Origin of the sequence: Pseudomonas shahriarae (assembly GCF_014268455.2) — a bacterium.
In the GTDB taxonomy this organism is placed as follows: Bacteria; Pseudomonadota; Gammaproteobacteria; order Pseudomonadales; family Pseudomonadaceae; genus Aquipseudomonas; species Aquipseudomonas shahriarae.
Window position 1 is genome coordinate 1173282 of record NZ_CP077085.1, and the last position, 17213, is coordinate 1190494.

General features: G+C 59.8%; 22 protein-coding genes. 11 read left to right on the forward strand and 11 right to left on the reverse strand.

All coding sequences use genetic code 11. The annotated features are described in order from the left end of the window. Positions 1-20: 20 nt before the first annotated feature. Entirely contained in the window at positions 21-572 is a 552-nt protein-coding gene (locus HU773_RS05080) for an RNA polymerase sigma factor (protein ID WP_057437724.1), read from the reverse strand. 262 nt (positions 573-834) lie between these two features. Between HU773_RS05080 and sctW the strand changes: the two genes are divergently transcribed. From sctW to sctU, 11 genes are read left to right on the forward strand one after another with little or no spacing between them, the layout of a single operon-like run. Further along, a complete protein-coding gene (gene sctW / locus HU773_RS05085) occupies positions 835-1926 on the forward strand; it encodes a type III secretion system gatekeeper subunit SctW (RefSeq protein WP_057958277.1) in 1092 nt (363 codons plus the stop codon). Then, complete coding sequence (gene sctV, locus HU773_RS05090; RefSeq protein ID WP_115127419.1) at positions 1923-4019, forward strand: type III secretion system export apparatus subunit SctV; 2097 nt, start codon at positions 1923-1925, stop codon at positions 4017-4019. The genes sctW and sctV overlap by 4 nt, the downstream gene beginning before the upstream one ends. A gap of 57 nt (positions 4020-4076) precedes the next feature. Then, positions 4077-4982: an FHA domain-containing protein gene (locus HU773_RS05095; protein ID WP_081044177.1), complete on the forward strand. Its 906-nt coding sequence runs from the start codon at positions 4077-4079 to the stop codon at positions 4980-4982. Next, positions 4979-6337: a FliI/YscN family ATPase gene (locus HU773_RS05100; RefSeq protein ID WP_057958280.1), complete on the forward strand. Its 1359-nt coding sequence runs from the start codon at positions 4979-4981 to the stop codon at positions 6335-6337. The genes HU773_RS05095 and HU773_RS05100 overlap by 4 nt, the downstream gene beginning before the upstream one ends. Beyond that, positions 6324-6749, forward strand: a complete 426-nt coding sequence (gene sctO / locus HU773_RS05105; RefSeq protein ID WP_057958281.1) for a type III secretion system stalk subunit SctO — start codon at positions 6324-6326, stop codon at positions 6747-6749. Before HU773_RS05100 ends, sctO begins: the two co-directional genes overlap by 14 nt. Continuing rightward, on the forward strand, positions 6746-7204 hold the full coding sequence (locus HU773_RS05110; protein WP_057958282.1) for a type III secretion system HrpP C-terminal domain-containing protein: 459 nt from the start codon (positions 6746-6748) through the stop codon (positions 7202-7204). The genes sctO and HU773_RS05110 overlap by 4 nt, the downstream gene beginning before the upstream one ends. Next, on the forward strand, positions 7201-8223 hold the full coding sequence (locus tag HU773_RS05115) for a FliM/FliN family flagellar motor switch protein (RefSeq protein WP_057958283.1): 1023 nt from the start codon (positions 7201-7203) through the stop codon (positions 8221-8223). The genes HU773_RS05110 and HU773_RS05115 overlap by 4 nt, the downstream gene beginning before the upstream one ends. Then, a complete protein-coding gene (gene sctR, locus HU773_RS05120) occupies positions 8220-8873 on the forward strand; it encodes a type III secretion system export apparatus subunit SctR (protein ID WP_057958284.1) in 654 nt (217 codons plus the stop codon). Before HU773_RS05115 ends, sctR begins: the two co-directional genes overlap by 4 nt. A 7-nt stretch (positions 8874-8880) precedes the next feature. After that, the gene (gene sctS, locus HU773_RS05125) at positions 8881-9144 is read left to right on the forward strand and encodes a type III secretion system export apparatus subunit SctS (RefSeq protein ID WP_057958285.1); all 264 of its coding nucleotides are present in this window, start codon (positions 8881-8883) and stop codon (positions 9142-9144) included. Between the two features lie 10 nt (positions 9145-9154). Further along, entirely contained in the window at positions 9155-9943 is a 789-nt protein-coding gene (sctT, locus tag HU773_RS05130) for a type III secretion system export apparatus subunit SctT (protein WP_169990136.1), read from the forward strand. After that, on the forward strand, positions 9940-11037 hold the full coding sequence (sctU, locus tag HU773_RS05135) for a type III secretion system export apparatus subunit SctU (RefSeq protein ID WP_169990137.1): 1098 nt from the start codon (positions 9940-9942) through the stop codon (positions 11035-11037). Before sctT ends, sctU begins: the two co-directional genes overlap by 4 nt. Here the strand turns inward: sctU and HU773_RS05140 are convergent. From HU773_RS05140 to HU773_RS05185, 10 genes are all read right to left on the reverse strand, one after another. Next, the gene (locus tag HU773_RS05140) at positions 11034-11405 is read right to left on the reverse strand and encodes a hypothetical protein (RefSeq protein WP_057958288.1); all 372 of its coding nucleotides are present in this window, start codon (positions 11403-11405) and stop codon (positions 11034-11036) included. The genes sctU and HU773_RS05140 overlap by 4 nt on opposite strands. Continuing rightward, complete coding sequence (gene hrpT, locus HU773_RS05145; protein ID WP_057958289.1) at positions 11402-11605, reverse strand: HrpT family type III secretion system protein; 204 nt, start codon at positions 11603-11605, stop codon at positions 11402-11404. The genes HU773_RS05140 and hrpT overlap by 4 nt, the downstream gene beginning before the upstream one ends. Beyond that, the gene (gene sctC, locus HU773_RS05150) at positions 11602-13743 is read right to left on the reverse strand and encodes a type III secretion system outer membrane ring subunit SctC (RefSeq protein ID WP_057958290.1); all 2142 of its coding nucleotides are present in this window, start codon (positions 13741-13743) and stop codon (positions 11602-11604) included. Before sctC ends, hrpT begins: the two co-directional genes overlap by 4 nt. 15 nt (positions 13744-13758) lie before the next feature. Continuing rightward, complete coding sequence (locus HU773_RS05155) at positions 13759-14151, reverse strand: CesT family type III secretion system chaperone (protein WP_057437726.1); 393 nt, start codon at positions 14149-14151, stop codon at positions 13759-13761. A 1-nt stretch (position 14152) separates the two neighbouring features. Further along, the gene (locus HU773_RS05160; RefSeq protein WP_057958291.1) at positions 14153-14371 is read right to left on the reverse strand and encodes a hypothetical protein; all 219 of its coding nucleotides are present in this window, start codon (positions 14369-14371) and stop codon (positions 14153-14155) included. A gap of 105 nt (positions 14372-14476) precedes the next feature. After that, complete coding sequence (sctL, locus tag HU773_RS05165; protein ID WP_057438025.1) at positions 14477-15067, reverse strand: type III secretion system stator protein SctL; 591 nt, start codon at positions 15065-15067, stop codon at positions 14477-14479. Next, complete coding sequence (locus tag HU773_RS27355) at positions 15051-15632, reverse strand: hypothetical protein (RefSeq protein WP_057958292.1); 582 nt, start codon at positions 15630-15632, stop codon at positions 15051-15053. Before HU773_RS27355 ends, sctL begins: the two co-directional genes overlap by 17 nt. Then, on the reverse strand, positions 15625-16413 hold the full coding sequence (sctJ, locus tag HU773_RS05175; protein ID WP_057958293.1) for a type III secretion system inner membrane ring lipoprotein SctJ: 789 nt from the start codon (positions 16411-16413) through the stop codon (positions 15625-15627). The genes HU773_RS27355 and sctJ overlap by 8 nt, the downstream gene beginning before the upstream one ends. A 6-nt stretch (positions 16414-16419) precedes the next feature. Further along, positions 16420-16794, reverse strand: coding sequence for a hypothetical protein (locus HU773_RS05180; protein ID WP_057958294.1), 375 nt, complete (start codon positions 16792-16794; stop codon positions 16420-16422). A gap of 63 nt (positions 16795-16857) precedes the next feature. Further along, a complete protein-coding gene (locus HU773_RS05185) occupies positions 16858-17037 on the reverse strand; it encodes a hypothetical protein (RefSeq protein WP_081044173.1) in 180 nt (59 codons plus the stop codon). Between the last annotated feature and the right edge of the window lie 176 nt (positions 17038-17213).

A 17213-nucleotide genomic window follows, 5' to 3' on the forward strand; every position in this document is an offset into this window, starting at 1 on the left:
ATCCCTGGGCGACACCTTTCCTACTGGTAGGGGTGAGACTTTGTCGCGCGTTTGAGCTGTTCCCGCGCCCGGGACAGTCGGGAGCGGACGGTACCAATCGGGATCGCCAGGGCGTCGGCGGTGTCCTGGTAGCTGCCGTCGGTTTCCAATGAGGCATACAAGGTATTGCGCATTTCCAGGGGCAGGTGCTGGATGGCACTCAGAGTATTTTCCAGGCGGCGGCTGATCTCAAATTGGCGCGCCAGATCCTGTTCTTCGTTCTGCCCATGGGAGAGCGCTTCGTCGAACTCGCAATGCACCGGCTTGGCATAGAGGCGGCGGAAGTGATTGCGGATCAAGTTCAGCGCGATCCCGCACATCCAGGTGCTCAGTGACGCCTGCGCGCTGAAGTGATGGCGGTTGCGCCAGGCCTCCAGATACGTCAGTTGCAGGATGTCGTCCGCATCCTCTGGGTTCAGTACGCGTTTATGAATGAACCGGCGCAGGCGCTTGTGGTGGTCGTCGGACAGATCTTGGATGGATTGGCTAGGGTCACGGGGTAAATTAACTAAAACACTGATAGGGATATCCATGATTTTTCCTCAGGGTAGAAGCAGTCGAAATGGTTTCGACGAGAACCCTGTTAGCACCGCTTGTGCCAAGCGCGGAAAGTCTCTATCTGGTTGATAAATATAAGGAAATATCTTGTTTTAGGTGTTTTTCATGCAAGGCCTTGCACAAAGCATCATGAGTTTGTGCAGGTATTTTCATTGCCCTGGGAAATGACGGCGAAGATGGAACTGTATCGGGTGCTGTAGCCACACAAGGATACGAATCTCTTGTCCTGGCACTCCCATGAAAGTCGATCCCAACCTTGATGTGCAAAATCACCCGCAGTTGAATCAACCGGCATCTGCACGGTTCGAGAGTGGGCCGTCGTCGCAGATAAACGCCCCCATCGCTGACGATTTCAGTGAGATGTTCAGCCAGGAGGTCGCACGCAACGCCACGTCCCTGAGCGAGCGTCAACTGGGCTTGCGTACGCCTCCGGCCGAGCAGTTGGTCCAGCTCTATGAGCAACTGGGTCACCCGGCCCAGGCGAAAATGGCGACCATTGCCCGTAATGTCAGGGGGCAATTGCTGCTCCGCGCCGGCGTCGGCAAAATCATGCAGATCACCGGCAACGACCCGGCGCGGGCCTATGTGGTGCTCAAGCACGTGGCGCTCCAGGCGGATGCTGAGGGGCGTACTGCGGAGGCTAGCCTGGCACGCAGTTCCCTGACTGATCTGGAGAACCACTACCAGCCGCAGATCCAGGCGGGCCTGAACACGGCGATGGCGCTGCAGGCCGGCAGCGATGACCCACAGATGCGCCAGGCGGTGCGCAGCCTGTATTACACCAGCGTGGTCACGACCCAATCGCTGGCGACCCTGATGCAGTCGCTGCTGGGGCTGTATGGTGAAGGTGACTTCGAGACGGGGCTGAAGCTGATCCGCCGGGCCCTGGCCGATGATATTGCCGCGCAGACCTCGTCGGTCGATCGGGGCCAGTTGCGCACTTTGCTGTTGGGCCTGAACGACTGCAGCCGGCTGAGCGGCGTGCTCGCGCGCTGCAAGGAGCTGATCGGGCGCTCCCTGCTGTTGTACCCCGAACTGCATCTGGATCCGCTGGGTCTGTTGCAGCGCTTGCTGGGGTATGCGGCCAATGGTCTTACGCCCCACGAAATCAAGCACCTGGCCAGGGACCTGGGGGGGAGTGAGCTGTCTCACCAGTTGAGTTCCCTCGGCGCCTTTTTTCCCGAGCTCAAAGCCTTGCCCCTGGCCTGGTGGTGCGATGCAAGACGGCGCGAAGAGGCCGTGAACAGCTACAAGCAGGTGCTGCTTGAATACGCCATGCAGGAGCGAGGCGCGCGACATACCCACACGTGGCCAGGGCTCAAGGCATGAGTGCGTTGCGGGCAATCAACGGGGTGCTGTTGAAGGTTGCACAGCGTGCCGAGGTGCTGGGCGCGGTGGTCGTCATGGCCATTGTGTTTATCTTTATCGTGCCGTTGCCCACCTGGCTGGTGGATATCCTGATTGCGGTCAATATCTGTATTTCGTGCCTGCTGATCGTGTTGGCGTTGTACCTGCCGGGGCCGCTGGCCTTTTCCTCGTTTCCGTCGATCCTGCTGCTGACCACGATGTTTCGCCTGGCGTTGTCGATTGCCACCACGCGTCTGATCCTGCTGGAGCAGGACGCCGGTGACATTGTCGAGGCGTTCGGCAACTTTGTGGTGGGCGGCAACCTGGCGGTGGGGTTGGTGATCTTTATGATCCTGACCCTGGTGAACTTCCTGGTGATCACCAAGGGCTCGGAACGGGTTGCGGAAGTGGCCGCGCGTTTCAGCCTCGATGCCATGCCCGGCAAGCAAATGTCCATTGACAGTGACCTGCGTGCCGGCCTGATTGATGGCAACCAGGCCCGGGACAAGCGTGAGCAACTGTCCCGTGAAAGCCAGTTGTTCGGGGCCATGGACGGGGCGATGAAGTTCGTCAAGGGGGACGCTATCGCCGGGCTGATCATTGTGGTGATCAACTTGCTGGGCGGTTTTGCCACCGGCATGTTCCAGCATGGCATGAGCGCCGGCGACTCCATGGCGTTGTACTCGGTACTGACCATTGGTGACGGCTTGATCGCGCAGATCCCGGCCCTGCTGATCTCGCTGACGGCCGGCATGATCATCACCCGTGTGGCGCCGTCCGGTCGCAACAAAGGCAGCAACAACATGGGCGCCGAGATTGCCCGGCAAATGACCAGTGAGCCCAAGAGCTGGATGATCGCCTCGGTGGGCATGCTCGCGTTCGCGACGCTGCCGGGGATGCCCACGGTGGTGTTTATCCTTATTTCGCTGATGACCGGCAGCCTGGGTTATTACCTTACGCGCCAGCGTCAGCGTGAGCAGCAGGCGCAGGAACCGGTCGCCGATACCCTCCCGCCGGAGCAGAACGGGGTGGAGGACTTGCGTGGTTTCGATCCGTCGCGGCCTTACCTGTTGCAGTTTCCGCCGGCCCTGCAGGATAGCCCGCTGGTCACTGAAGTGATCCACGGGGTGCGCCAGAGCCGCAATAGCCTGGTGACCCAGATTGGCTTGACGCTGCCGCCGTTTGAAGTCGAGTTTGCGCCTACGCTGGCCGACGATGAGTTTCGCTTCTGCGTGCATGAAGTGCCCATATTGAAAGCCACCCTAGGTCACTGGGTCGGCGTGGAGCTGGCGGCACTGTCGGCCGAGCCTGAAAGCGGCAGCAGGGGCCTGGTGGAGCGTGATGAACAGGACTGGGTCTGGTTCCCCCCCGATGACCCGGTGTTGGCGGACGAACACCTGGCGCGCTCGACGGCGTACAGCTTGCTCCAGGAGCGGATGACCCGGGCGATGTTGCTCAGTGGCCCGCAGTTTCTCGGGATTCAGGAGAGCAAGGCGATTCTCAGTTGGCTGGAGTTCAACCAGCCGGAGCTGGTGCAGGAGCTGCAGCGGATCATGCCGCTGTCGCGGTTTTCATCGGTGTTGCAGCGCCTGGCCGGTGAGGGCGTACCCCTACGGGCGGTGCGGCTGATTGTCGAGGCGCTGATCGAACACGGTCAGCATGAGCGTGAGCCGGATGCCCTGGCTGACTATGCACGCATAGCCCTCAAGTCGCAGATTCTCCACCAATACAGCGAAGTCGACGGTCTGCATGCCTGGCTGCTGTCGCCCCACACCGAAAACGTATTGCGCGATGCCCTGCGCCAGACCCAGACGGGGGTGTTCTTTTCCCTGGATCACGAAAGCAGTGCGGCGCTGGTCAGCCTGCTCAAGCAAGCCTTTGCCGTGCGCCCCAAGAGCAAGAGCGTGCTGCTGGTGGCTCAGGATTTGCGCAGCCCCTTGCGCACCCTGCTGTTGGAAGAGTTCAACCATGTGCCGGTTCTGTCGTTCGCCGAGCTGAGTGCTTCATCCAAGGTCAAGGTGCTGGGGCGTTTTGATCTGGCCCGGGACGATCTGATGCGCGAGGAGGTGGCATGAGGGCGTTGGTGAGTCTTGCGCGGGCCAATGTCGTTCCAGCGGTGATGAGGCTCGATGATGTTTGAATTGCGCGTGCTTGATGGTCTGCACCAGGGGGCTGCGCTGCCACTGTTTGGCGGGCAATGGCTGATTGGGGCCCACCCGGATGCTGATCTTTCGCTGTATGACGAAGGTATTGCCGAGCGGCATGTGCTGTTGCGTTGTATCGAGCAGCGCTGGTCGGTGCAGGCCGAAGAAGGGCTGGTGCGGGCCGGCGACGGTCGGCTTCTGGCGCAGATTGCCGACCTGGCACTGGGTAGTCCTTTTACGATTGGCAATGTTCGCCTGTGTGTCACCCTGGCCGACCAGCCTTGGCCGCAAGCAGCGATGCCTGCTGCCGATGCGCCTGCGCCCAGGCCGGTCGGCCAGGCGGTGCCGGCATTAACGTTGTCCTCGATTTCCGGGCCGCAACAGAAGCGCATGCTCAGCCTGGTGCTGGTGATTGCCGTCATCATTACGGCGGTGGGCCTGGCCACCACGGGCGACCACGAGGCGCAGGCGTCGTTGATGCCGGTGAAAAGTCAAAAAAACGAGCTGGACTCACCCTACGAAGTCCGCCAGCAACTGCTGAAAATGCTCAACGAGCGTGAGCTGGGTAATCGGATCCGCCTGCAGGTGATCAATGGCCAGGTGGCTCTGGACGGTGACGTTTCCCTGGACGAGGTGGGAGTGGTGTCGCGCATGCTCAGTCGTTTTGGCGAGCAGTTCGAGACCTCCGTGCCGGTGATCAGCCGGGTCAAAGAGCGCAGCGCCGTGTTCCCTTTCAAGATCCTGCAGATCGTCGGCGGGCCCAATGGGCATGTGGTCCTGGATGAAGGCAGCCGGCTGTTTGTCGGGGATGAAGTGGATGGCTTGCGGCTGGTCCTGATTGATAACAGCAAGGTGGTGTTCGACGGCGTGCAGCGCTATGAGGTGCGCTGGTGAGTGGCGAGCTGCAGGCACGCCTGGAGGCCTGGCAGCAGGACCGATCACAGGCCCTGGCCAATTTTGCGCCGGTCTCGGTACGTGGGCGTATTCAGCGGGTCAACGGCATGTTGCTGCAATGCCGCTTGCCCGACGCGCGTATTGGCGATTTGTGCCAGGTGGAAAAGTCCACGGGCGACTACATGCTGGCCGAAATTATCGGTTTCGATCAGCAGGATGCGGTGCTCAGTGCCCTGGGCAACCTGGAAGGCGTGCGCGTGGGGGCCAGTGTCGAGCAGTTGGGGGTTGCGCATCGGGTGCGGGTCGGCGATGACCTGTTGGGCCAGGTGTTGGACGGCTTTGGCCGCCCGATTACGGGGGAGGGGGCCAGCGCCTTTGTCGAGGCGCACGCCCACGATACCAGCCTGGTGTTGTGCGAGGCGCCGTTGCCCACCGAGCGGCCGCGGATCCACCGCGCATTGTCCACCGGGGTGCGTTCGATCGACGGCCTGCTGACCCTGGGTGAAGGCCAGCGCGTTGGCCTGTTTGCGGGGGCCGGCTGTGGCAAGACCACCTTGCTCGCGGAGATCGCCCGTAACGTCGACTGTGATGTGATTGTGTTCGGCCTGATTGGCGAGCGGGGCCGCGAGTTGCGCGAGTTTCTCGATCATGAACTGGATGAGCAACTGCGGGCCAAGGCGGTGCTGGTGTGTGCGACGTCCGACCGTTCAAGCATGGAGCGCGCCCGGGCTGCCTTCACCGCCACGGCACTGGCCGAAGGCTACCGACGCAAGGGCAAGCGGGTCCTGTTGCTGATCGACTCCCTGACCCGTTTTGCCCGGGCCCAGCGCGAAATCGGCCTGGCCGCCGGCGAACCGCTGGGGCGTGGCGGCCTGCCGCCGTCGGTGTACAGCTTGCTGCCGCGTCTGGTAGAGCGCGCAGGGCTGACCCGCGAGGGGGTGATCACGGCGATCTATACGGTGCTGATCGAGCAGGACTCCATGAGCGATCCGGTGGCCGATGAAGTGCGCTCGCTGCTCGATGGCCATATCGTCTTGTCGCGCAAATTGGCCGAGCGCGGCCACTACCCGGCGGTGGATGTGCTGGCCAGCCTGTCACGGATTTTGAGCAACGTCGCCGAGCCCGCGCATATCCAGGCCGGGACGGCACTGCGTCGCTTGTTATCGGCGTACCAACAGATCGAGCTGATGCTCAAGCTGGGGGAATACCAGCCCGGCAACGATGCCCTGACGGACCTGGCCGTGGACAGCCGCCAGGCGGTGGATGGCTTCCTGCGCCAGGACTTGCGCGAGCCGGCACCGATGCCGATGACCCTCGATCAATTGATGAGCCTGACCACCCATGTCCCTTTCTGAACTCGACACCTTGCGGCGTCTGCGCAGGCATCGCGCCGACCGCGCCGAGCGCGCGTTGCGTGAGGCCAAGCGGCACCAGCAGGCCTTGTTGGCGCAAATCCAGCAGGCCCAGCAAGCCCTTGAGCAGACCCGCCTGGAGGAAATCCAGAAAACCGCAGAGCTGTTGGAGAAGCACCAGGGGCAGGTGCTCTCGCTGTCCCAGCTCAAGTCCTGGGGGACCCAGGAGCGCACTTTGTCCGCCGGAACCCGGCGCGAAGAAGGGCAGTTGCATGAGCTGCATGGCCGGCGTGAGGAGCAGGTGGTGCAGGTCGCCAGTGCGCAGCAACAGGTGAGCCAATGCCTTAAAGAGGTCGAGAAACTTCAGGAGTTGTCCGTTTTGTTGGCTCAGGAAGCAATACAGGAAGAAATATGACGCAAGTTCCAGCAAGCAAACCCGAACGCCCGCGTCTGCGTGAGCCTCGGGACGACAGGGAGCCGGTGATGGTGGGCGGCTTGGCCAGGGAGCTGGGGCAGTTGTTTACTCATCTGCTTGGCGACACCGACGAGAGCGCCGGTTACGGCCCATCGGCCACGGGTGCTGCGGCGTCCGCCGATATCTTGATGATTGAAGCCATGACCGGCCAGTTGCTCCCCCAGATCCGTGGGGGAGTGCAGTGGCCCCTGCAGGCGTTGCTGTATCTGCCGCGCCTGGGCCGGATCAATGCCAGTGTGCGTCGTGAACAGGGGGCCTGGAGCATAGAGTTGGCGGCAGAACAGGAGCTGACCGCCCGTTGGCTGGGGGGCGTGCGCCAGTGCTGCGAGGAGCGTTTGGCCGAAGGGTTGGGCCAGCCGGTCAATGTGCATCTGGTGCATGTGGGGACGGCATGATCCTGCCGACCTTGCTCATTCCATCGGTCAAAAGCGGCACGGTGGCGGCGAGGCTTCGTTTGGGGCGCGGCTTGCGCATGGGGTTTACGGTCCAGGACCAGCAGGGAGAGTTGCTGCTGGAACCCGGGCGCGCGCCCAGAAGCGCTGCCCCCCTGTATTTCGACAGTGCTTGCGGCCTGCTGGCCTTCAGCGAGCCGGGGCCGATGTTCAGCCTGCTGGGGGAGTGCCCGGTGACGCTGGCAGAGGCTGGCAATGATCCGGATTCCTGGTTCTGGGAGCTGTTCCAGCACCACTTGAGCCCTCAGGTGCGAGCGCTGTTCGGTTACCTGCGCCTTCGCACGCCTCCTGGAAAACTGAATTTCGGTTGCCGGCTTACGGTGACGCTGGGGCCCTCCAGGGTGGTGGGGTATCTGTTGCTGACCCCTGAAAGTCTGTTGGCGCTGTGCGAGGCGGGGCAATGGCAGCCGACGGCCCAGCCATTACCGGCCTCGTTTCAACTGGCGATTGCCGTGACGCTGGGGCGCTTGCAGCTACCCCTGACCCAGGTTCGCAGCCTGCGTGTCGGTGATGTGGTGATGCTGGAACAGGCCTTTTTCGATGTGCACGGCAATGGTCGGTTGCGGATGGGAAGGCATCGCGTGCATGGGCGCCTTGATGATGAATCGGGGTCTGTGTGCCTGACACTTATATCTATCGAGGAGACGTCTGTGGACGAGGATCTTTCAGCACAACATTACTCAGGGTATGACGAGCATGATCTTGATGAACCCGTGGTAGATGTTTTTGGCCATGAGCCTTTCGATGAGTTGAGCATGGCCTTGAATGTGCGCTGTGGGACCCTGAACCTGACCCTCGGGGAGCTGCGCAATCTGGCCCCCGGCGCGGTGTTGAGCATCGCGGGCTACGCCCCGGGCATGGCAGGGCTTTACTACGGCGATCGACCGATTGGTCAGGGCCAGTTGGTGGAGGTGGATGGACGCCTCGGCTTGCAGTTGTCCCGTGTGATTTTCGCGCGATGACTTTTCAGGGGATCGACCCCATTGTCCTGGCGTTGTTTCTCGCGGCATTGTCGTTGATGCCTATGTTGTTGATTGTCTGCACGGCCTTTCTGAAAATCGTCATTGTGCTGATGATCACCCGCAACGCGATTGGCGTGCAGCAGGTGCCGCCCAGCATGGCGTTGAACGGCATAGCGCTGGCGGCAACCCTGTTTGTCATGGCGCCCGTGGGATATGAAATGGCACAGAATGCCAAGCAATTCCCCGTGGACATGAGCAGCGTGCAGCGCCTGCAAGAAACGGGGCTAGAGGCGATAAAGCCGCTGCGCACCTTTATGAGCCGCAACACCGACCCGGACGTCCTGACCCATTTGGTGGAAAACACCGCGCGCATGTGGCCGCCGGAGATGGCGCAAAACGCCCATCGCGATGACCTGTTGCTGCTGATCCCGGCTTTTGTGCTTTCGCAGTTGCAGGCAGGGTTCGAGATCGGCTTCCTGATCTATGTGCCCTTTATCGTCATCGATCTGATTGTTTCCAACCTGTTACTGGCGCTGGGCATGCAGATGGTCTCACCCATGACCATTTCCTTACCCCTCAAGTTGTTGTTGTTCGTGCTGGTGTCCGGGTGGTCGCGCCTGCTCGACAGCTTGTTCTTTTCTTATCTCTGAGTGGCCTATGGAACCGATCCTACTCTTCAAACAGGGCATGTTGCTGGTGGTGGTGCTATCGGCACCTCCGTTGATCGTGGCAGTGATCGTCGGCGTGATGACATCTCTGGTACAGGCCCTGATGCAGATACAGGACCAGACGCTGCCCTTTGGCATCAAGCTGGTGGCGGTTGGCATTACCCTGATCCTGACGGGGCGCTGGATTGGCGTGGAGTTGATCCAACTGATCAACCTGATGTTCGACATGATCGCCCGTTCGGCCTTGAACTGAGGTACGACCGGTGCTGCCTTATCTCGACTTCCTGGTCAGCCTGGTGATCGCCATGGCACGCATCTACCCTTGCGCGTTCCTGGTGCCGGCCTTCTGTTTTCAACATATACGCGGTATGCCCCGGCATACCATTGTGATGGTCATGGCGTTTATGCCGGCGCCGATGATCCATGCTGCGCTGGCGGGCAACGAATACTCGGTGCTGATGCTCGGTGGGCTATTGCTCAAGGAGGTGGGCCTGGGGGTTTTGCTGGGTGTCTTGTTGTCCATGCCATTCTGGATGTTCGAGTCGGTAGGCGCGCTGCTGGATAACCAGCGTGGGGCCCTGGCGGGCGGGCAACTGAACCCCTCGCTCGGCCCGGACGCCACGCCCGTGGGGCATTTATTCAAGCAGGTGGTGATTTTCCTGTTGATTGCCACCCTTGGGCTGGGCGTATTGACCCAGGTTATCTGGGATAGCTACCTGATCTGGCCCGCCACGGATTGGCTGCCGGTGGTGGCCGTCAACGGTTTCAGCGTGTTCGTTGGGATGCTTGGTGAAACCTTCACACACATGATGCTTTACGCTGCGCCTTTTATCGCGGTGCTGCTGTTACTGGAGTTCGGTTTCGCCTTACTCGGGTTGTACAGCCCGCAGTTGCAGGTCAGTACCCTGGCAATGCCGGCAAAGAGCCTGGCGGGACTGGCCTTTTTACTGCTGTATTTTCCATTGCTGCAAGATCTGATCGTAGGGCGCATGGGGCTGCTGGGCGACCTTAAGCATGCCCTTGGCCTGATGTTCCGGGGCGTGAACCAATGAGCGATTCCGGCGAGAAAAAACACGCGGCAACGCCCAAGAAGCTCAAGGACCAACGCAAGAAAGGCCAGGTTGCACAAAGCCAGGACGTGCCCAAGTTGCTGGTGCTCACCGCGATCAGCGAGATCGCGTTGCTCACCGCCGAAACCAGCATGCAGCGCTTCCAGCAGTTGATGGTGTTGCCGTTTTCGCGCTTGGACCAACCGTTTGTTCGCGCCCTGGAAGAAGTGTTGCTCGATGGCCTGGTCGTTTTTTTCTCGTTTGGTCTGTTGATGTGCGCGGTGGCGATCGCGACGAAACTGATCAGCAGTTGGATGCAGTTCGGCTTCCTGTTTGCCCCGGAAAGCCTGAAGCCGGATTTCAATCGCCTCAATCCGCTGAACCAGCTCAAGCAGATGTTTTCCGCCCAGTCGGTGATCAACCTGTTGATGGGGCTGGGCAAGGCATTGCTGCTCTCGCTGATTCTGTATGTGGTTATCACCCCCTCTTTGCAGGTGTTGATCAACCTGGCCACCAGCGATCTGCAAAGCTATATCGTGGCGCTGATCACCTTGTTCCGCCACTTGCTGCATGCCTGCCTGGGGCTGCTGCTGGTGCTCGCGCTGATCGACCTGGCCATGCAGAAGCACTTCTTTGCCAAGCGCATGCGCATGACCCAGGTGGAGGTGGTCAAGGAGTACAAGGACATGGAGGGCGACCCCCACGTCAAGGGGCAGCGGCGTTCCCTGGCTTACCAGCTCGCCCAGGAAGAACCCAAGATCAAGTTACCCAAGCTGGAAGAGTCCGACATGCTGGTGGTCAACCCCACGCACTATGCCGTGGCGTTGTACTACCGCCCCGGCAAAACCCCGCTGCCGATGCTGGTGGACAAAGGCACGGATGCCCTGGCCCGTAAGTTGATTGAACGGGCCAAGTCCGCCGACGTGCCGGTGATCCAATGTGTGTGGTTGGCGCGCATGCTGTATGAGCGCAAGCTGGGCGCGCCGATTCCCCGGGAGACCCTGCAGGCAGTGGCGCTGATCTATCGCACCTTGCGTGAACTGGATGATGAAGCCAAGCGCCAGACCCTGGAGTTGCCGGAGCTTGCGCGCCGCTAGGGCGCGCGGTGTACATCCAGCGCTTCGAGCCGGGCCAGGGAAAGCATGCGGCTGAGGGTGTCAGCGGGCGAGTGGCCGCAGGAGGGCAGTGCATGCCAGATCACCAGGCTGCCCTTGGCATCGAGGAACACAAAGCACCCATCGAACGCCGTTGCGTGTTCAAAGCGCCGCTCCAGCACCCGTTCCAACTGGCCGACCTGCAACGCCTCAGGCGCAATCTGCAAGGCCAGGCCGGGTTGCGAGCCGGGATTCAAACGGCACAGGCCAATGCCCGGGTGCAGCGAGTGGTAAGCGACACGGCCGCTCACCAGGTTCTGCAGAAACTCCTGGTCATGCGAACCAGCGTCGGGTAATGGCATGACCGTCATCGCTCCAGGGAGATTGTCTGGTAATCCGAGCGCTCCCCCGAGGGGCCGGGTTCGACACGCATTTGCGGCGGCCACCACACCACCAGTTTGTCGGCGCTCGATTGGGGGCGGGAGCAGGAGTCGCCTCGACATGTCGGTGTACACCCCTCCAGCAGCAGGGTCAGGCCGAGGAGGGTGATGCAGGCGATTCGCTGTTTCATGGCGCAGTTTTCCGTGTTGGGGTGAGCAGGGAGGGGCGGGTCACACCGATATGTTCATCCTTCACCACCGGGCGCATGGCGATGAATACCTCGGCCTCTTCACCGGGCTTGAGCCAGGCCCGCGGCCAGACACCGACGGCCAGGGTCTGGGAGTTGCTGCATTCCTTCTCATCGATACGCACGTTGCGCTTGAACTGGTTACGCAGCACGACCACCGCCAAGTTGAACTGCGGGCCGGTGTACCACTGGCTGCGTTCGGTATTGAGCGCCAGCAGATCACGGGTGCTGCACAAGGTGTTCAGGCCCAGCGGCATAGGCTCAGCCTTGAACGTGTGGGGCACTTGACCGGTGACCAGGTGTGCAAGGGCGCTGGTGATATCGCTGCGCTTGATCACGGGCTGATGCTCGGCATAGCGCCTGGCCAAAGGCTTGAGGGCGGCCTGCAGTTCCGCCTGGTCGTCCTGGGGCAAATAGCGCGACGGGTCCGCCTGGTCGCCGATCACCCGCGGGGTCAGGATAAACAGGCGTTCACGGCGGTTGTTCTTGCGCTCGGTGGAGGAGAACAGCGTCTTGCCCAGCAAGGGAATATCGCCCAGCACCGGCACTTTATTGCGTCTGTCGGCGCTTTCGCTGACATGGAACCCGCCGACCACCAGCGAGCGTTTTTCCGCCATCACCGCCTGGGTGCTGACCTTGCCGCGGCGTACATCGGGGCCGATGCGTTCGGGGTTGGTTTCGTCGAAGTTGCCGTCTTCAATATCCACCGCCAGATGGACCTGATGGCTGCCGCGCGAGGTGATGACCCGTGGCACCACCTGGAAACTGGTGCCCACGGTGATGGGCAAGATGGTCGCGTTTTCGACGCCAGCGGTCAGGTACTGGGTGCGATTGAAATCAATCACAGCGGGCTGGTTTTCCAGGGTCAGCACCGACGGGTTGGACACCATGGTCGCCAGGCCCTTGGCCTCCAGGGCGCGGATATCGGCGTAGAAGCGGTCGCGGTTTCCAATCGACATCTGTGCGGAGGTACCCGGCGCCATGTTCACCCCGCCACGAAAGCGGCTGTTCTGGAAACCCCAGTTGACCCCGAACTCACGCAGCTGCGTGCGCTCGATATCGAGAATGATCGCGTCGATCTCCACCAGCTTGCGTGCCACATCGAGCTGGGCGATCAGCTCGCGGTACATTGCCTGGCGCTCTGGCAGGTCATAGATCAATACGGCGTTGTTACGCACATCCGCTTCAACGCGGATCCGGCCTCTTGCAACCGGGGCTCTGGTGGTGAGCGGCATGCCTGGATTCATCTGCCCGAGGGGAGCTGGCGCGCCGAGCATCTGGTCCAGCATCGGGTTGCTTAGGCGGGGCAGGATCGGGGTGACAGGCGAGGGCTGCGATGACGAGGCGGGACGTGAGGTCCTCGACGAAAGCACTGAGGTGTCCCGAGGTTCCAATAAGCCTCGCAACATGCTGGCAACCCCGGGGATGGCCAACTTTTCGCCACGATAATCAATCGGGCGGTCTGCTGCGTTGGCGAACTTCAGCGGGAACGTCAGCACACTCTGTTTTTCATCGGGAGATTTACGCTGGCTGCTGAAATGCTTGATCTGGTCGATATAACGCTTGGGGCCCGACACCAGCACCACACCATCGTCAGGTAATTCTCCCCAGCCGAAACGGCTATCGAGCAGGCCAATGTCGGTCAAGGCCTGCTTCAAGTCAGCCACGGTTTCGGAGGAGACTTCCAGGCGCGCGGACTCCTGTTGGTCCAGGGTGCTGATGTACAGCGTGTTGTTGTACATGTACCACTGGAAACGATGTTCTACTCCCAGCCTGTCGAGCAGTGACTGGGGGGTATCAGCGCGGATCTTGCCATTGACGTTGCCCTCCAGCAGGCCGTCGATCTGCAATTGCGTGCCAAAGGTCTGGGCGAAATCCTCCAGGACTTCTTGCACCGGCTTATGTTCGGCTTCATAGGCATACGCGGTGTTTTTCCATTCACTGGGGATAGCCGCGAGCGTACTTTGCAGGGGCATAAGCAACCAGGGTAACGCTAGCAGGCAGCGCCAATCGGCTATTTTTCGCGGACCTGCAGGCGAGACGGCGCGCAAGCGATTGCGCTTGTCGATCTTGTTATACATGGGGGAACTCTCTGATTAGTACGGCAGCGAGCGTAGTGACAGGGGCTTGTGTTTCAGGTTTGGCTTTGCGAGACGCTTGATCATTGCGCGCCAGGTGTCGCGCTGGTTGAGCAGCGTTTCGAGTGTGTTGCACAACTGTTCTGGACTGCACCCACTGATCAATTGTTGACGCAGCCAGAGCGCACCACTTTCCGGTGATTGGGCCAGCGCTCCTTGGAAGTGGTTCAGGCTGGCGCGTCCCAATCGCATCCAGTTTTGCAGGGTGGATTTGTCGGGCCGTTCCTGAGTCAGTTGCACACTTAACAGCAGCACTGGGCCAGAGCGCCGTAAGACAATCTCATCGTTGCCCTCCATCAGGCTGATGTGTTCAGTTTGGTCGTTCATCCAGCGGGCAATCAGCGCATCCACCTTACTGCACGCCGTCAGCAACTATTTTGAGAATGGTATGGCTGGCGCGAACGGCCTCGTTGTAGGCGATCAACGAGTAACGCTCCTGTTTCATCAACTCAGCGAACAAATACTCATCGAAATCTGTGTTGGCAAAATCTTCGTTTATATCGGCTGCCTTGTTTATGCTGCTCTGCAGTTGTCTGAGCAGGTTCTTTTTCACGTCGTGGTGGAAATCCATATATTTTTCTCCTGATGTGTCTGAGCTATGTGGTTCCCCTCAAATTTCAGTTCCATTTGTTTCGGTGTTTATTGATACATCTGTTCGGCAACGCTCCCTGACCCGTCAGGCACCTGGTGTTTGCACGTCACGGACCAGTACTGTTTCGCACAGGCTGGCCCAGTTGATACAGAAGTCCCCTTCCTCCGTTTCCAATACCAGGGATTGAGGACGGACCCGGTCATCAGGACGTAGTGTCCAAAACGTGGCGTGCTGCCTGGAAAGACAGCGTTCTACCTCGGCACACTCAAGTGGGTGACAGAGGAGTGTTGCCTTGCCTGATGGAACTTGAGTCGCCAGTAATTGCTTGACCAAGGCGCTAAGGCGCTGTGCCACAGGTGCCTCTTCAAGCAGGCAGAGGATGGTCTGGTTGGCAATAGAGGTGGCATATTGCTCCAGGTTGTCGCACATAACGTGCTGTTGTTTTTCCCATTCCTTGAGTTGCGCATTGGCCCGCCGCCAGAACTCCAGTGTGAGCTTTTCAAGGGCTTTTTCCCGGTGTTCGGTTGCCTGGCGCAGCAGTTCCTTGGCTTGGACCTTGGCACGGCTCAACAATTGACTGGCCCTGCGGCAATCCGCCAGCATTTCCTGGGAAATCAGGGTTTGCGGTAATCCTGGAGCACCGGTGCGCAACTCGATTTTACGTATGTTCAACATCATCCGTTCTCTGCTCAGTTTGATAAGTGAAGGATTGCTCGCTTGGCATGGTGGTTGCTCGCCAGACTATGGCCTGCCACAGCGTGTCCAGGCGGTTTCGAGCGTCATTGAGTGCGGGTGTGTGCTCTTCAGGGGGGTGGGTCCGACGGCGCTCAAACCGCAATCGAAGGCGTTGCCAGATGGCTGGGGTTACCCAGGCACGTAGCAATTGCAGTGGGTCTTCTTTACCGGACAACAGCGTGTCTGGGCGTAGTGCCTTGGACAGGCGCTGACACCACTCGTATTGGTCTTGGCTCAACTGGCTATCGGTGGCGGGGCGACAAACGTTGTCCAGCAGCGCCAGCATGCTCTCGAGTTGCTCCTGGGGGGCCAGCGCCAAGCGAAGGATTGTGGAGTGGGGCGTGGGCGGCAGGCAGGGTTCGATACCCAGCCGGGTATTCACGAAAACGTGCCGTGGGTGGTACAGGGCGCTCTGTGCATGATATTCGTCGAAGTTGCCCCAGTCGCTGTGTGAAAACTTCCACGGGAAAGCCCACCATCGGGCCCACTCCAACTGCTCACTCATGGGCCGGGGTGGCCGTGGTGAGTGTCTCACGCCGCAGGCGTTGACCACGCCTATGCCAGAACAGGGCGCCAGCCGGTACAAGTACTATGACGGCGGCTATCAACGCGAGGGTGCTGCGCCAAAAAACAAGGTCATCGCCCGGTATCAGAAACGGGCCGAAATAGCTCAGGCGTTGCTGCTCCTGGTAAGCCGTTGCGGGTACGAATACCACGGTCAGTTTTTGTGAGTTATCGACGGCCGTGGCCATGCCGGGAATGCTACTGGCGACCATCCGCCGGACGCGTCCGTGGATACTGTCAGGCTCCAGTCGCGGATCGTGTTTGATAAAGACCGAAGCGGATGCAGGTTGCACGGGTTCTCCAGGTGCAACGCGTTCTGGCAACACTACGTGGACCCGGGCGACAATCACCCCATCGATATTTGACAAGGTCGCCTCCAACTCCTGGGACAAGGCGTAGATGTAGCGGGCACGTTCCTCCAGTGGGGTGGAGATGACGCCTTCCTTGCGAAAGGTATCGCCCATTGTGGCGCGGGCCATCTTGGGCAAACCGACGGCATCAAGTGTACGCACTGCACGACTGATATCGGCGCTGTTCACTCGTACAACCACACCATCTTTGGCGGGGATTTTCTGGGCGCGTATGTGTTTGTCTGCCAGTTCCGCAATCACCTCATTGGCTTCCTGCTCGGAAAGCTGGCGATGGAGTTCGACACTGTCATTACACCCCGTGAGCACTAATGTCAGAGATAAAACCAACCCGGTGACCAGGAGACGAATCATGTTTACCTACTGCAGGTTGCTGATTTTTTCGATGAGCTGGGCACCCTTTGAGAGGCCCTTGACCAGCATCTGTGTTCCCAGCACCGTAGTGGACAGTTGGGTGGAGTAGCCGAGCGAGAAGTTTTCTCTCGTGCCGTTCCCCATCGCTTTCAGGGCTCTGCCCATATAGTTTGACGATTTGAGCAACTGGTTGGACATGTCCGTGAGGGCGTTCGGCGTAACCGTTGGGGCTACGGCTATTGCAGCTTGGCCTGAGTGCTCCAGGCTTGAGATGAAAAAGTTCACATCCTCGCTTTGGAACACAGGAGATGTAGCCATTGTGGAGGTTTTCAGGCGCTTTTCATCGGTTGATGAAAACGCCTGTAGCGCTTCTGTACGCATATAAAATCCCGAAGCCAGACAGTGAGGCTGCGTCCCCTGCCAGGAGGCAGGGGACGCAGTGGGTTATCGCATTGCTTCAATATTTTTTTTCTGTTCACTCAGCTTGAAGGATTCGTTACCTTCCTTCAGGGATTCACGCTGGATGGCTCTACGTTGTGCTTTCAGGTCTGCGTTATCTCCGTCGCCAAAACCAAAATTTGAAGAGCCGCCACTATTACTATTACCAACGCCACTGACACCCATATTTGTTTACTCCATGATCATTAACGTAAAAGGTGGTTGCTGACAGTGTTTCAAATGCCCCTTGACGTTGGGCAGTCAAAGCCTGTAGCCATTATCTATGTGGTTGCAAATAGCATGTCGTTCCAAAGCCTGTGGGAGCAGCTGTATCGAAATATGTCCTTGTTGAGCAGTCTTCA

Excerpts from the sequence above, each read along its gene's own strand:
- HU773_RS05080 (WP_057437724.1), bottom strand. The coding sequence starts at position 572 with ATGGATATCCCTATCAGTGTTTTAGTTAATTTACCCCGTGACCCTAGC.
- sctW (WP_057958277.1), top strand. The coding sequence starts at position 835 with ATGAAAGTCGATCCCAACCTTGATGTGCAAAATCACCCGCAGTTGAAT.
- sctV (WP_115127419.1), top strand. The coding sequence starts at position 1,923 with ATGAGTGCGTTGCGGGCAATCAACGGGGTGCTGTTGAAGGTTGCACAG.
- HU773_RS05095 (WP_081044177.1), top strand. The coding sequence starts at position 4,077 with ATGTTTGAATTGCGCGTGCTTGATGGTCTGCACCAGGGGGCTGCGCTG.
- sctO (WP_057958281.1), top strand. The coding sequence starts at position 6,324 with ATGTCCCTTTCTGAACTCGACACCTTGCGGCGTCTGCGCAGGCATCGC.
- HU773_RS05110 (WP_057958282.1), top strand. The coding sequence starts at position 6,746 with ATGACGCAAGTTCCAGCAAGCAAACCCGAACGCCCGCGTCTGCGTGAG.
- HU773_RS05115 (WP_057958283.1), top strand. The coding sequence starts at position 7,201 with ATGATCCTGCCGACCTTGCTCATTCCATCGGTCAAAAGCGGCACGGTG.
- sctR (WP_057958284.1), top strand. The coding sequence starts at position 8,220 with ATGACTTTTCAGGGGATCGACCCCATTGTCCTGGCGTTGTTTCTCGCG.
- sctS (WP_057958285.1), top strand. The coding sequence starts at position 8,881 with ATGGAACCGATCCTACTCTTCAAACAGGGCATGTTGCTGGTGGTGGTG.
- sctU (WP_169990137.1), top strand. The coding sequence starts at position 9,940 with ATGAGCGATTCCGGCGAGAAAAAACACGCGGCAACGCCCAAGAAGCTC.
- HU773_RS05140 (WP_057958288.1), bottom strand. The coding sequence starts at position 11,405 with ATGACGGTCATGCCATTACCCGACGCTGGTTCGCATGACCAGGAGTTT.
- hrpT (WP_057958289.1), bottom strand. The coding sequence starts at position 11,605 with ATGAAACAGCGAATCGCCTGCATCACCCTCCTCGGCCTGACCCTGCTG.
- sctC (WP_057958290.1), bottom strand. The coding sequence starts at position 13,743 with ATGTATAACAAGATCGACAAGCGCAATCGCTTGCGCGCCGTCTCGCCT.
- HU773_RS05160 (WP_057958291.1), bottom strand. The coding sequence starts at position 14,371 with ATGGATTTCCACCACGACGTGAAAAAGAACCTGCTCAGACAACTGCAG.
- sctL (WP_057438025.1), bottom strand. The coding sequence starts at position 15,067 with ATGTTGAACATACGTAAAATCGAGTTGCGCACCGGTGCTCCAGGATTA.
- HU773_RS27355 (WP_057958292.1), bottom strand. The coding sequence starts at position 15,632 with ATGAGTGAGCAGTTGGAGTGGGCCCGATGGTGGGCTTTCCCGTGGAAG.
- sctJ (WP_057958293.1), bottom strand. The coding sequence starts at position 16,413 with ATGATTCGTCTCCTGGTCACCGGGTTGGTTTTATCTCTGACATTAGTG.
- HU773_RS05180 (WP_057958294.1), bottom strand. The coding sequence starts at position 16,794 with ATGCGTACAGAAGCGCTACAGGCGTTTTCATCAACCGATGAAAAGCGC.
- HU773_RS05185 (WP_081044173.1), bottom strand. The coding sequence starts at position 17,037 with ATGGGTGTCAGTGGCGTTGGTAATAGTAATAGTGGCGGCTCTTCAAAT.